The sequence below is a fragment of the Owariibacterium komagatae genome (assembly GCF_045865535.1).
Taxonomy (GTDB): Bacteria; Bacillota; Clostridia; order Oscillospirales; family Ruminococcaceae; genus Ruthenibacterium; species Ruthenibacterium komagatae.
Genome location: NZ_AP031406.1, coordinates 2,501,869 through 2,515,046, shown reverse-complemented (window position 1 = coordinate 2,515,046; position 13,178 = coordinate 2,501,869). Strand labels below are relative to the sequence as shown.

14 protein-coding genes are annotated in these 13,178 nt (G+C 62.4%); 10 read left to right on the top strand and 4 right to left on the bottom strand.

Translation table 11 applies throughout. The features are described from left to right. Window positions 1–11: 11 nt before the first annotated feature. Window positions 12–644 (top strand): bifunctional precorrin-2 dehydrogenase/sirohydrochlorin ferrochelatase, encoded by a 633-nt coding sequence (locus ACKTS9_RS12515; RefSeq protein ID WP_349214042.1) that lies wholly within the window; start codon window positions 12–14, stop codon window positions 642–644. 61 nt (window positions 645–705) lie between these two features. Further along, window positions 706–1,509, top strand: a complete 804-nt coding sequence (locus ACKTS9_RS12510; RefSeq protein WP_349215329.1) for a glycosyltransferase family 2 protein — start codon at window positions 706–708, stop codon at window positions 1,507–1,509. Window positions 1,510–1,548: 39 nt separating this feature from the next. Here ACKTS9_RS12510 and ACKTS9_RS12505 read toward each other — a convergent pair whose 3' ends face one another. Next, a complete protein-coding gene (locus ACKTS9_RS12505) occupies window positions 1,549–2,316 on the bottom strand; it encodes an SDR family NAD(P)-dependent oxidoreductase (RefSeq protein ID WP_407881158.1) in 768 nt (255 codons plus the stop codon). Window positions 2,317–2,463: 147 nt separating this feature from the next. Between ACKTS9_RS12505 and ACKTS9_RS12500 the strand changes: the two genes are divergently transcribed. The 5 genes from ACKTS9_RS12500 to ACKTS9_RS12480 all read left to right on the top strand — a co-directional run bounded on the left by ACKTS9_RS12500 (window position 2,464) and on the right by ACKTS9_RS12480 (window position 7,662). Next, complete coding sequence (locus ACKTS9_RS12500; protein ID WP_407881156.1) at window positions 2,464–4,359, top strand: hypothetical protein; 1,896 nt, start codon at window positions 2,464–2,466, stop codon at window positions 4,357–4,359. A 60-nt stretch (window positions 4,360–4,419) separates the two neighbouring features. Continuing rightward, window positions 4,420–4,716: a hypothetical protein gene (locus ACKTS9_RS12495; protein ID WP_349215326.1), complete on the top strand. Its 297-nt coding sequence runs from the start codon at window positions 4,420–4,422 to the stop codon at window positions 4,714–4,716. Between the two features lie 56 nt (window positions 4,717–4,772). Beyond that, window positions 4,773–5,840, top strand: a complete 1,068-nt coding sequence (locus tag ACKTS9_RS12490) for a CobW family GTP-binding protein (protein WP_349215325.1) — start codon at window positions 4,773–4,775, stop codon at window positions 5,838–5,840. 2 nt (window positions 5,841–5,842) lie between these two features. Further along, a complete protein-coding gene (locus ACKTS9_RS12485; protein WP_349215324.1) occupies window positions 5,843–6,787 on the top strand; it encodes a GTP-binding protein in 945 nt (314 codons plus the stop codon). A 122-nt stretch (window positions 6,788–6,909) separates the two neighbouring features. Then, a complete protein-coding gene (locus tag ACKTS9_RS12480) occupies window positions 6,910–7,662 on the top strand; it encodes a tyrosine-protein phosphatase (RefSeq protein ID WP_407881152.1) in 753 nt (250 codons plus the stop codon). Between the two features lie 36 nt (window positions 7,663–7,698). Here the strand turns inward: ACKTS9_RS12480 and ACKTS9_RS12475 are convergent, their stop codons facing one another. The 3 genes from ACKTS9_RS12475 to ACKTS9_RS12465 are packed head-to-tail and all read right to left on the bottom strand — an operon-like array spanning window position 7,699 to window position 10,642. Beyond that, window positions 7,699–8,187: a hypothetical protein gene (locus tag ACKTS9_RS12475; protein WP_349215322.1), complete on the bottom strand. Its 489-nt coding sequence runs from the start codon at window positions 8,185–8,187 to the stop codon at window positions 7,699–7,701. Window position 8,188: 1 nt separating this feature from the next. Beyond that, window positions 8,189–9,025: a Cof-type HAD-IIB family hydrolase gene (locus ACKTS9_RS12470; protein WP_407881150.1), complete on the bottom strand. Its 837-nt coding sequence runs from the start codon at window positions 9,023–9,025 to the stop codon at window positions 8,189–8,191. A 12-nt stretch (window positions 9,026–9,037) separates the two neighbouring features. Continuing rightward, the gene (locus ACKTS9_RS12465; protein ID WP_407881148.1) at window positions 9,038–10,642 is read right to left on the bottom strand and encodes an ABC-F family ATP-binding cassette domain-containing protein; all 1,605 of its coding nucleotides are present in this window, start codon (window positions 10,640–10,642) and stop codon (window positions 9,038–9,040) included. 178 nt (window positions 10,643–10,820) lie between these two features. Here ACKTS9_RS12465 and ACKTS9_RS12460 point away from each other — a divergent pair, with 178 nt between their 5' ends. The 3 genes from ACKTS9_RS12460 to ACKTS9_RS12450 are packed head-to-tail and all read left to right on the top strand — an operon-like array spanning window position 10,821 to window position 13,145. Further along, window positions 10,821–12,056, top strand: coding sequence for a cation:proton antiporter (locus ACKTS9_RS12460; RefSeq protein WP_407882122.1), 1,236 nt, complete (start codon window positions 10,821–10,823; stop codon window positions 12,054–12,056). Continuing rightward, window positions 12,053–12,658, top strand: a complete 606-nt coding sequence (locus ACKTS9_RS12455) for a TetR/AcrR family transcriptional regulator (RefSeq protein WP_349215318.1) — start codon at window positions 12,053–12,055, stop codon at window positions 12,656–12,658. Before ACKTS9_RS12460 ends, ACKTS9_RS12455 begins: the two co-directional genes overlap by 4 nt. A 52-nt stretch (window positions 12,659–12,710) precedes the next feature. Next, complete coding sequence (locus ACKTS9_RS12450) at window positions 12,711–13,145, top strand: hypothetical protein (protein WP_407881146.1); 435 nt, start codon at window positions 12,711–12,713, stop codon at window positions 13,143–13,145. The last annotated feature ends 33 nt before the right edge of the window (window positions 13,146–13,178 follow it).

Here is a 13,178-nt window from a genome sequence, read left to right as displayed (position 1 = left end):
GGAGGGTCTGTATGCCGTACTTTCCGCTGTTTGTATCCCTTGCGGACCGGGATGTGCTCATTGTGGGCGGCGGGGCCGTGGCCCTGCGCAAAGCCCGCAGCCTGTCCGCTTTCGGGTGCCGCATCACCGCGGCCGCGGCCGCTTTCTGCCCCGGCTGGGAGACGCTGAACGCTGTCTGCCGCACCGCCGCGCTGACCGGCGGCGAACCGTGGCTGTGGGGAACGCCCTGGGCACTGGTGATTGCCGCAGCCGGCGACCGGGCCCTGAACCTTCGGGTGAGCGACGAGGCCCGCACCCGTGGCATCCCCGTGAACACGGCCGACGATGCCCGTGCCTGCACCTTTTACTTTCCCGCGCTGGTGCGGCGGGGCGATGTGGTGGTGGGCGTGTGCAGCGGCGGCAAGGCCCCCTTTTACACAAAGCTGCTGCGCAAAGAACTGGAGGCGGCCATTCCCCCCGGCGACGGCGCGCTGCCCGATGTGCTGGAGACCCAGCGCGAAGCAGCCCGCCGGGGCGGCGAGGAGGCGGCTGACCGCCTGATCCGCACGCTGCGCACCGCACTGGACCGGGACCCGGACCTTTCCGCGTCGCAGCTGCAGGCTTTGTGCGAGAAGTTCTGGCAGCAGACAGAAAATTACAAATAGTATTTTCCAATCATTTTATAATGAAATGGATTTTTGAAAACAGACCAAAGGAGGTTTTTGTGTGACCAATCCCCTTGTCTCCATCATTGTCCCGGTGTACAATGCGGCGCCGGACCTGGCCCGCTGCATTGAAAGCGTGCGAAAACAAAGCTATGAAAACTGGGAGCTTTTGCTGGTGAACGACGGTTCCAGCGACACATCCGGCCCCATTTGCCGCATGTATGAACGGGTGGACGGGCGCATTCATGTGCTGGACAAGAAAAACGAGGGTGTGTCCGCCGCGCGCAACGACGCGCTGGACGCGGCGAAAGGTGATTTTGTGCAGTTTCTGGACAGCGACGATTACCTTCCGCCGGACGCCACCGAAAAGCTGGTGGCTCGGGCGCTGGCGGACGACTGCGATCTGGTAGTGGCCCGCTACTACCGGGTGAAGGCGGAAAAGATCACGGTACACGGCTTTCTGCAGGACACGGGAGTCATGGACCATCTGGACTTTGCCCGGCAGCTGATGGAAGAGCCGGCCAGTTTTTACTACGGCGTTCTGTGGAACAAACTGTACCGCGCTTCCGTTTTGCAGGAAAACCACATCCGCTGCCACGAGGAACTGAACTGGAGCGAGGATTTTCTGTTCAATCTGGAGTACATTCGCTACGCACAGCGCTTCGCGGCGCTGGACGCGCCGGTGTACTACTATGTGAAAAACCGGACCAGCATCACCAATTCCCAGATCGACCTCATCAGCGTGGTCAAAACAAAAACCACCCTGTTCCCCTACTATAAGGCACTGTATGAGCAGCTGGGCCTGTACGAAAAGTACCGCCCGCAAATTTACAAATATCTGATCGCCACGGCCAGCCGCGGCTGAAAAAAGGAGACGGACCCGCGGGTCCGTCTCCTTTTTGTTTTATTTTGTCTCCAGGGGCATGCCGATGGAAAAACCGGTTTCGCCGCCGTCGATGGCGAACTTGGCGCCCGTGATGTTGGCGGACTCGTCGCTGGCCAGGAACAGCACCAGATTTGCGATGTCCTGCGGTTCCAAAATGCGGCCCATGGGGGTGAAATATCCCGGATTTTTGCGGATGTCCTCATCGTCCCGCAGCAGCATGTTGGTGGCGCAGCAGGCCGGGTGGATGGAGTTGGAGCGCACGTTTTTGTTGCGGTACTCCGCCGCCACCTGGCTGAGCATGGCGATGGCCGCCTTGCTGGCGCCGTAGGCCGCGTGGTTCACAAAGCCGAAAGTGGCCGCGTCGGACGAGGTGTTGATGATGGAGCCGTTTCCGCTGGCCACCAGCAGCGGCGCCAGGTATTTGATGCCCAGGAACGGGCCGGTGCTGTTGATGGCCATTTCGCGGTTCCACTCATCCAGCGAAAGCTCCTCGATGGGCTTGACGATGAGAATGCCCGCGTTGTTGAAGAACACGTTCAGCTTGCCGCAGCTCTCGCGCACCACCCGGGCCGCGTTCTTCCAGTCCTCCTCGTCGGTGACGTTCAGCTTCAGCGCGGTGGCCCGGCCGCCGGCGGCCTCGATCTCCGCCTTGACCTGCTGCAGGCCCTCTTCGTTGATGTCGCACAAAAACACCTGGGCGCCCTCCCGCGCGAAGGTGATGGCCGTCTGCCGGCCAATGCCACTGGCCGCGCCGGTGACCAGCGCGATCTTGCCTTCCAGTCTCATGGATCCAACCTCCTGCAATTCAAAATTTGCCGTTTGCACGGCCTGTTTTTTTCATCATAGCACGCCCTTTTGCGTTCGTCAAACCGATTTGCTTGCATCTGCGGACGGCATGTTTTACAATGGTGGCATAAGCGGGGAGGAGTGAATATGAACGATTTAAAAGCGCTGGCCGAGCGCCTGAAAACCCAGGCGCCCCACTGTTCCTTCACCTGGGGCGAGGACGGTCTGCGGGTGCAGTCGCCCTGCGGCGAAGTGCGCGCCGCGGGGGACCGTGTGCTCTTTCTGGGCGATGTGTACCGCAACCTGCGCATGGCCGATTCGTCCTCGCTGTGCACGGCGGTGGCACTGTTCGCCCAATACCTGGAGGAGGGCGGTCTCGTCGAGCCCCGCACCCGGGAGGAGCGGTGCGCCTGCAACCCCACCTACCGGGCCACCGCGGCCGCGCTGAAGAAGCTGGACCGCCGGGTCCTGACGGTGCTGGCGGCGGTCGAGGCCGTGCTGCTGGCGGCGCTGGTCCTCAGCGGGCAGAGCATCCTCGCCATGGCCATGATCCTTGCGCTGGTGGGCACGGCGCCCTGGCGGGCCAACCGGACCATTCACATTCTGACAGAGCACTGGGTCTGCCCCCACTGCCACGCCGCCCTGCCCCGAATGCCTCACAGCACCATCGCGCTGCGCTACGCCTGCCGCTGCCCGGCCTGCGGTCAGAAGCTGGAGACGGATCCCCTCTCCCGCTACGCCCATGAGCCGGACGTGGACCAGGCCGCCCGGGCCCCGGGTAACCGGGCCTGCCGGTTCTCCGGCGCGGGGATCCTGCTGGGCGCGCTGGCGGGCTTTGCCCTTTCGCCGGGGGATTGGGCCCTGCGGCTGGCCCTGTTCGGGGCGGCGCTGACCGGGCTGGGCCTGCTGTTTCTCCCGGTGCGGCCGCCTCAGGAGGTCACGTTTTCCGCCGGGGTGCGCCGCCGGGACGGCGCTCTGGTGCCCGCCTTTTTCTGCTGGCCCCTGGGCCTGGCCCTGCTGGGGATGGGAGTGTGGTCCGCCCGGCAGGGGCTGAGCGCCGGGTATTGGGCGGCGGCCGGCCTGCTGCTGACGGCACTGGGCGCCCGGGCCCTGCTGGACCGGCGCAACCGCGCCCTGTTCTTTTTGTCCGACGGCACGCTGCTGCGCTTTGACCTGTGGGGCCGCCGGCAGGAGCGGACCGTCCAACAGATCGCCTCGGTGCGCAGCTGCCCGGGGCGCAGCCTGGCGCTGCTGGGGGTGGACGGGCGCGTCTTTTTCACCGCCCGCAGCGGAATGTGCCAATTTCAGCGGGTGCGAAACTGGGCCGAAGCGCGGCAGATCCCCATCCAGCTGGTTGCGCCGCCCGTCGCCGGCCGCTCTGTGCAGTGCTGGCGAAACGCCTTTCGCAGCCGCATGCATCTGTATCTGAACGCCGCGCGGGTGTCTCTGGCCCTGGCCCTGGCCGCCCTGTGGGCCGGCTGCCTTCTGCCGCCCGCGCTGTTTGCCCTGGGAGGGCTGCGCCTGGGAGATACGGTGCTCTGGATGGGCGCCGCCCCCCTGCCGCTGATGGTCTGCCTGGTTGTGTTCGCGCCGGTGACCGCCCTGGGCGGGTTGCAGGAAGCCACCCCCGCCTGGAAGGCCATGCACGCGCTGCTGCCCTACCCGCTGCTGGCTCTGCCCGCGGTTTTGCTGGCGGCGATGGCGCCCGCCGCCATGGACCGCTTTCTGTTTGCGGAGGACAGCCGCGCCTTCCCGTGGCTGTGGGCCGCCTTTACGCTGGTACCTGCGGCGCTGGTGTGTCTGCGGACGCCCCGGCCCCGGCGGGCGGCACAGACGGTGATCCTGACGGTGCTGCTGATGCTGACCGGCTATTCCACGGCCTGCGCCGCCGACCTGGTGCTGCAGAACCCGGCGCACACCGCCGCGCCGGTGCAAACGCAGGGCGCTGCCCCTCTGACCGTTCAGCGGAAGGACGGCGTCCGGTTTCTTGTGACGGACAAACGCGGTTCGGCGCTTGCATCTTTTGACTGCTGTGTTATATAATAAGAACGGTCTCGGCATGAGCCGGGGCCGTTTTCCCTTGAGAAAGCGAGGCGAAGGAATATGAATCGACGGCAAACGGCCATTGCCCTGGGCGCGGGGCTTTTGTGCGCCTTTGCAGCGGGTGCGCTGGCGGTTCGGCGCAAACTTCGCGCCGGCAAACCGACCCCTGCCGCACCGCAGCAGGACGATCCGCTGGCCGATCTTCTGTCTTCCCACAATCAGCCCGATCAGGGCCCCAACGCCAATCCCGTGGACGCGGCCGGTGCGTCCTCGGCCCCCGAAAGGGTGCTGGACCCTCTGAAAATCGCCTGTGCGGAGGATTTTCAGGATTGGGATGACCTTGGCTGCCGGGGCTGAACAGGTTTGCCGCAGCGGGGCTGCGGCGTTTTTTTATCAAAGAAAGGAACGTAAGTATGACCAAAATTACAATTTTTTCCGGATTTTTGGGCGCGGGTAAAACCACGCTGATCAAAAAGCTGATCGCCGACGGGTACCAGGGCGAAAAACTGGTGCTGATCGAAAACGAGTTTGGCGAGATCGGCATTGACGGCGGCTTCATGAAAGAGGCGGGCATTCAGGTGACCGAGATGAACTCCGGCTGCATCTGCTGCAGCCTGGTGGGCGATTTCGGCAAAGCGCTGGAGAAAGTGCTGGAAGAATACCATCCCGACCGCATTCTCATCGAGCCGTCGGGCGTGGGCAAGCTCAGCGACGTGATCCGCGCGGTGCAGAACCTGCATGCGGACGTGGAACTTGCCGGCTTCGTCACTGTGGCGGACGCGAGCAAGTGCCGCCTGTATATGAAGAACTTCGGCGAGTTTTACAACAACCAGATTGAGCACGCCAGCGCCATCATCCTCAGCCGCACCGACTCCATCAGTGAGGACCGGCTGAACGCGGCGGTGGAACTGCTGCGCGCTCACAACGAGAAAGCGCCCATTGTCACCACGCCCTGGTCGCAGCTCACCGGCGCCCAGCTGCTGGAGGCCATGGAGCAGAAAAACAGCCTGCAGGAAGAGCTGCTGGCCCTTGCCCGTGAGGAGCACCATCACGAGCATCACCACGAGGAAGGCTGCACCTGCGAAGCCTGCCAGCACGAGCACGAGCATGAGCATGAACATGAACACCACCACGACCACGACCACGAGCATCATCACGACGAATGCGGGTGCGGCCATGACCACGAGGGCCACCACCATGCAGACGAGGTGTTCACCAGCTGGGGCACCGAGTCGCCGCGCAAATACAGCAAGGAAAAACTGTGCGCACTGCTGGATCTGCTGGACACCGGCAAATACGGCAGCGTGCTGCGTGCCAAGGGCATTGTGCCTACCGAGGACGGCACCTGGCTGCACTTTGACTATGTGCCGGGCGAGCAGAACGTGCGCACCGGTGCGGCGGATTACACCGGCCGCCTGTGCGTGATCGGCGCCGGGCTGGACACCGGCGCGCTGGCCGCGCTGTTCAGCAGGGAGGAATGACCATGGCGATTCCCATTTATCTGTTCACGGGATTTTTGGAGTCGGGCAAAACCACCTTTTTGCAGGAAACGCTGGAAGACCCGGATTTCTGCACCGGGGAAAAGACCCTGCTGCTTCTGTGCGAAGAGGGCGAGATCGAACTGGAACCCAAGAAATTCGCGGGCGGCAACGTGACCATCGTCCCGGTGGAAAACGAACAGGACCTGACCCGGGAGTTTCTGGAAAGCCAGACCAAGCAGCGGCGCATTGACCGCGTGATCATTGAGTACAACGGCATGTGGAATCTGCAGACGCTGTACGACGCGCTGCCCAAAGGCTGGGAATTTTATCAGATCCTGCTGACGGCGGATTCCACCACCTTCCCCTCCTACATGAACAACATGCGCCAGCTGGCCGTGGACAAACTGCAGGACCCGGAAGTGGTCATTTTCAACCGCTGCACCGACAAAACCGACCGCACCTACCTGCACCGGGCCGTGCGGATGGTCAACCGCCGGGCGCAGATCATCTACGAATACACCGACGGCAGCATCCGGCCCGACGACATCGAGGACGAGCTGCCCTTTGACCTGAAAGCGCCGGTGATCGAGCTGCGGGACGAGGATTTCGGCATCTGGTATCTGGATGCAATGGAAAACCCGGACAAGTACCGGGGCAAGCACATTCATTTCAAGGCATATGTGTGCCAGACCAAGCGCGCCCCCAAAGGCTGTTTTGTGGCCGGGCGCTTCGGCATGACCTGCTGTGCGGAGGACATCTCCTTCATCGGCGTGCTGTGCGAGGCGGACAACGCCGCGCAGCTGCGCCACCGCAGCTGGGTGGACGTGACGGCCGAACTGGATGTAAAACGCCACGAGATTTACGGCGGCGAGGGCCCCTGGCTGCGCGCGTCCCAGGTGACGCCCACCACGCCCCCGCAGGACGAACTGGTCTATTTCTTGCGCTGACAAAAAACTCCCGGACGGGTGCGGCCCGTCCGGGAGTTTTCATTTCTTTCCGCGCAGCGGCGGATAACGGCGCCTGTCTGGGGCAAACTTCTTTTAGAAAACACGTTCAACGAAGGGGTTTTATGACAGACTTGCACACACACATCCTGCCCGGCGTGGATGACGGCGCGAAAAACCTGGATATGAGCCTTGCGCTGCTGCGCGCCCAAAGGGCGGACGGCGTGACCCGGATCGCGCTGACGCCGCACTTTCGCTTTGAGCAGACGATCGAGGAATTTCTGCGCCGGCGTGACGAGGCGATGACCCTTCTGACCCAGGCCCTGAAAGCGGAGGAGCATCCCCCACAGCTGAAGCCGGGGGCAGAGATTTTCTACTCTTCCCAGCTGGCGGAGACCGACCCGCGCCCTTTGTGTCTGGCCGGCACGCCGCTTCTGCTGATTGAATTTCCGCCCGCCTACCTCCCTCAGGGCACCGGCGATGTGCTGCATCAGTTGACGCGGCAAGGGTTCATCCCCCTGATCGCCCATGTGGAGCGGTACGCCTTTGTGCGTGAAAACCCCAACCTGCTTTGCGACTGGATTGAGGCGGGCGTCTGCACGCAGATGAACGCTTCCGGTCTGCTGGCGCGCACGAAACAGCAGCGCCTGCTGGTGCGCATGATCCTCCACGGAATGATCCACACGCTGGCCACGGACGCGCACTCCCCCGCCAGACGGCCGCCCCGGCTGAGACAAGCGCTGGACCTCGTGCGCCGAACATGCGGCGAAGAGACGGTCGGCCGCCTTTTGAACAGTGCAGACGCGCTGTTTCAGGGCGCGGTGCCGGATGTCCCGGAGCCCCGCCCCATGCGCCGCATTCTGGGAAAATGGATGTAAAACCGAAGCCCGGCCCCCTCAGGGACCGGGCTCTTTTCATGAAACGGTAAACAAAAAGCAGCAGGACAGCCGGGCATATCTGCGGCGGAACTCGTCCAGCGTGCACACCACCGGACGGCCGTACACCGCGTTCAAAAAGCGGAACCGACCCTGCCCTGCCGGTACAAACGCAGCGAAATGCATTCCCCGGCCGGTGAAATAATACACAAAGCCCGCCGGGCAGCGGCGCATGCGCAAAGCGGCGGTCAAAGGCGACAGCGCCAGCCGGGGCCGCAGTCCCTGACAGCGCAGCCACGCCAGCAGAAAGAACAGGTTGGTGCCCAGCACGCCGCCCAGCAAAAGCCCTTTTTCCAGCCCCCGGCGAACCCGGTCCGCGCTGGGATTCCAGCCGGCCGCGTGCAGAATGTTGTACGCCGCCACCCATCCGCAGCCCGACCGGGCCGAGGAAAAGCGCCCGTAAGGCACATCCCGCAGCCTGCTTTGATCGGTCAGATATCCATCCCGGGAAAAAGCCCGCGCATCCATTTCAATCCTCTCCTTTTTGGCCCAGCACATACCGCTCAATGGCTTTGGCCACACCGTCCTCATCGTTGCAGGCGGTGCGCACGTCGGCGGCCGCCGCAATTTCGGGGGCGGCGTTGCCCATGGCCACGCCCAGCCCCGCGGCCCGCAGCATGGCCAGATCGTTGATGGAATCGCCGCAGGCCATCACCTGAGACCGGTCCAGCCCCAGCAGACCGGCCAGGGTCAGCAGCGCCTTTCCCTTGTCCACACCTTTGCCGTTCAGCTCCAGATTGTTGGGAATGCTGCTGGTCACTTCAAACCGGCCGCTGTCCTGATACACCCGGAAGGCCGTGTCGCGCAGAGCCTCGTTTGTAAACAGCATGGTCAGTTTTTCCACGGGCCGGGTCTCGGCTTCCAGCCAGCGGACCTGGTCCTCCACCACGGTGCGCGTGCTGGAAAAGTACGTGCGCATGGCCGGCGGGGCCGCCGCCACCAGCGCCTCAAAGGTAGCGGCGCCCGTGTAGGCCCGCCCCTCCACATAAACGTCGATCAGGCCGCCCAGCTCCCTGCCCCGCACCAGCGCCCACAGGGCGTCCTCTTTGGGCAGCGGGTCCACCGCCATGCAGCGGCCGCCGGCCAGATCGTAGACGGCGCCGCCGTTGGAGGTAATGGCGTAGCGCACGCCGGGAATCTGCACAAACGCGTCCGGCAGGCCCGCCCGGGGCCGCCCCGTGGCAGGCAGGACCGCCACGCCCCGGGCACACGCCGCCGCGATGGCACTGCGCGTGCGGGGCGAAATGCGCTTTTGGGAATCAAAGACCGTTCCGTCCAGATCCAGCCCGATCAACCGAATGTCCACGAAAAAGCCTCCTTATGCCTGGCGGGAATGCTTCCACTCCAAAAACTCCTCATACGTGCCCGGCCGGTCCAGACAGCCCGGCTGGCCCAGAGGAATCTCGATGATGCGGTTGGCGATCTCGTCGATGAACTGATGGTCGTGCGAGGAGAACAGCAGGTTGCCCTTGAAGGAGGCCAGCCCGTTGGACAGCGCCTGAATGCTCTCCAGATCCAGATGATTGGTGGGCTGGTCCAGCACCAGCACGTTGGCATGGGTCATCATCATGCGGCTGAGCATACAGCGAACCTTTTCACCGCCGCTGAGCACCTTGGCGGGTTTGTACACCTCGTCGCCGGAGAACAGCATCCGCCCCAGAAAGCCCCGCAGGAAGGTCTCGGCGGGATCTTCGCTGTACTGGCGCAGCCAGTCGATCAGGCTGCCTTCAAAGCCTTCAAAAAAGGCGGAGTTGTCCTGCGGGAAGTAGCTCTGGCTGGTGGATACGCCCCACTTGAAGCTGCCGGCGTCCGGCTCCATTTCGCCCGTCAGAATCTTCATCAGGGCGGTGTTTCCGGCCTCATTGTCTCCCACCAGGGCGATCTTGTCGTTTTTGTTGGCGATGAAGCTGACGTTGTCCAGCACTTTCACGCCGTCCACGGTCTTGGTCAGGCCCTCCACAAACAGAATGTCCTTGCCGGCCTCCCGCTCGGGCGAAAAGCCCACAAAGGGATATTTCCGGCTGGAGGCAGGCATCTCTTCCAGCGCGATGGAATCCAGGATCTTCTTGCGGCTGGTGGCCTGCTTGGACTTGGATTTGTTGGCCGAGAACCGCTGAATAAAGGACTGCAGTTCCCGGATCTTCTCCTCTTTTTTCTTGTTCTGGTTGCGGATCAGCTGCTGCATCAGCTGGCTGGATTCATACCAGAAGTCGTAGTTGCCCGCGTACATCTGCACCTTGTTGTAGTCGATGTCCACGGTGTGGGTGCACACGGCGTTGAGGAAGTGCCGGTCATGGCTGACCACGATGATGGTGTAAGGATAATCGATGAGAAAGTTCTCCAGCCAGTCGATGGCGTCGATGTCCAGGCCGTTGGTGGGCTCGTCCAGCAGAATGATGGTGGGCTGACCGAACAGCGCCTGGGCCAGCAGCACCTTTACCTTCTGGCGGCCGTCCAGCGAAGACATGGGGGCGTAGTGCAGCTCCATGGGGATGCCCAGGCCGTTGAGAAGCTGGTCGGCCTCGGTCTCGGCGTCCCAGCCGTTCATCTCGGCGAATTCGCCTTCCAGCTCGGCGGCGCGCTCGCCGTCGGCATCGGAGAAATCGGGTTTGGCGTACAGGGCCTCTTTCTCTTTCATGATGTCGTACAGCTTGCGGTTGCCCATGATGACCGTGTCCATCACGCTGTATTCATCGTACTTGTAGTGGTCCTGCTCCAGCACGCTCATGCGGTCGTCCGCCCCCATGGACACCGAGCCGGTGGTGGGTTCCAGCGCGCCGGACAAAATGCGCAGAAGCGTTGATTTGCCCGCGCCGTTGGCGCCGATGATGCCATAGCAGTTGCCGGGCGCGAATTTGAGGTCCACGTGTTTATACAGGGTGCTGCCCTGAAACTGAAGACTGACGTCGGTCACTGTTAACATAAAGTTCCTCCAAAAGGCGCCGTAACGGGCGTATAATCATTGTTATTGTACCATGAAAAGGGGCCTTTCGTAAAGCGAACAAACCTTCACAAAATTTTTACAGCTGTCCCGGCGCATCCGTGCTATACTCATTTATAGACGATTCCGTCTGTTTTTTTGAAAGGATGCGAAACGGATGATTTTTTTACAGATTCTGCGGCTTTTGACGGTCATGGTTCTGGCCTTCGGAGCCGGCAAGCTGGCTTCAAAGCTGAAAATGCCCGCCATTCTGGGCTGGCTGATCGCAGGGATGGTGCTGGGGCCCCATGCGCTGAACCTGCTGGACCAGCAGACGCTGGACGCGGCCTGGTTCGGCAGTGTGGAACACCTTTTGGAGTGCGTTGCGGGCCTGATAATCGGCACCGAGCTGCTGTGGAAAAAGCTGCGCAGTGCCGGGCGGCAGATCCTGGTCACCACCGTGACCGAATCGCTGGGCACCTTTGCAGTGGTCAGCCTGGTGTTTGCCTGCGTGTTCCGCATCACGGGCGTGCCGGTCTATCTGGCGTTTTTGTTCGGCGGCATCGCGCTGGCCACAGCGCCTGCGCCCTCGCTTTCCATTGTGAACGAGCTGAAGACCAGCGGCCCGGTGACCCGCACCCTCATGCCCATGGCCGCGCTGGATGACCTGGTGGGCGCCACAGTGTTCTTTGTAGTGGTGGCGCTGGTTTCGGCGCAGATCTCCTCGGTGGGGATTCCGGTGGCAGGCATTCTGGTGCTGGTGTTTCTTCCGGTTCCGCTGGGCGGAGCGATGGGCTTTTGGGCCGGGCGCCGGATGCGCCGCGCGCGGACCCCGCGCCAGGCCTTTGGTACCATGCTGGTCCTGCTTGCAGCCACCGCCGGACTGGGCGCGCTGGTAAATGCGCTTCTGCCGGTTCCTGTGCTGAACTTCATGCTGCTGGGCATGTCCTTTTCCGCGGCATTTGCCAACTGCATTCCCGAAGGCCTTCTGGAAAACATCATGCGCGTGATGAATCCCGTCATCGGGGTGGGGCTGATCGTGGTCATTTTGAACCTGGGTGCGCCGCTGGACTATCATCTGATTTTCGGCGCGGGGATCTATACTGCCGTGTACATTCTGGCGCGGGCTGTGGGCAAGTACAGCGGGGCCTATCTGGGGGCCGCCGTGACCGGTGCGCCCAAAACCGTGCGCAATTTTCTGGGCTTTACCCTGCTGCCGCACTCCGGCGTGTCGCTGGTATTCACCGGTATCGCGGTATCCGTTCTGAGCGGTCCCGCCCCCGAGTGCGCTTCCATCCTGCAGGGGACCATTGCGGCAGCCGCGGTCATCAATGAGGTCATTGCGGTGTTCATGGCGAAAAAAGGCTTCGAGTGGGCGGGCGAACTGCCCGGCACCGGAAAGGAAGTGCCGGCATGACCCAGCAGGAACGCCAGGCCCGCAGCCGGGCCAAAATTTTTGAGGCGGCCATGGACGAGTTCGGCACACAGCCTTTTGAAGACGTGACCATGGACGCCATCTGTTCCCGCCACGCCATCTCCAAGGGAATGATGTATCATTATTACACCAGCAAGGAAGCCCTGTTTCTTCTGTGTGTGGAGCACACCTTCCGCGCGCTGGCGCAGTATCTGGAAAGCCGCCGCGCCGCCCTGGAACAGCAGGATGCGGAACAGGCGATTCAGCTTTATTTTTCAGCCCGGGAACTCTTTTTCCGGGAGCATGAGCGGGAGCGGACTGTTTTCGAGAGCGCCATGCTGCGCACGCCCGTGCCGCTGCGGGAAGACATTGCCCGCCTGCGCGCCCCGGTGGCGGCGCAGAACCGGGCGTTTCTGGCGGCGGTGGCGGCGCGGCTGCCCCTTCGCCCGGGCCTGAGCCGGGAAGACGCGGCTCGCTATCTGGAAAGTCTGGAAGCGGTTTTCCCCTCTTTGCTTCAGAACTACGAGACCACCGACGTGCACAGTATGATGGATGTCTCCCAAAAAGTTCTGAACCTGGCATTGTTTGGGCTGGCGCGGGAATAACCGTCGATTTTAAGGGAATCCTAAAAGTATCTCACCCGAAGGAGGCCCTTTTATGATCGAACAGGACACCATCCGTCTGCTGCGGGAATGCGACGCCGGCGTGCAGATGGGCACACAGTCCATTGCAGACATTCTGCCCGATGTGCAAAGCGACACGCTGCGGCAGTTTTTGACCCAGTGCAAGGAAGAACACCTGACATTGCAGGGAGAAATTCAGGCGCTTTTAAACCAGTACCACGACGAAGGCAAGGACCCCAACCCCATTGCCAAGGGCATGTCGTGGGTGAAAACCAACGTGAAGCTGGCCATGGAAGACTCGGACCGCACAGTGGCCGACCTGATCACCGACGGCTGCAACATGGGCGTCAAATCTCTGAACAAATATCTGAATCAGTATACGGCCGCCAGCGAGCAGGCCAAGGACATCGCCAAACGGCTGATCCATCTGGAACAGGCGCTGGCGGTGGACATCCGGCGTTTCCTGTGACGCAAAGAAAAAACCGGGCGGGCATCCTGATGG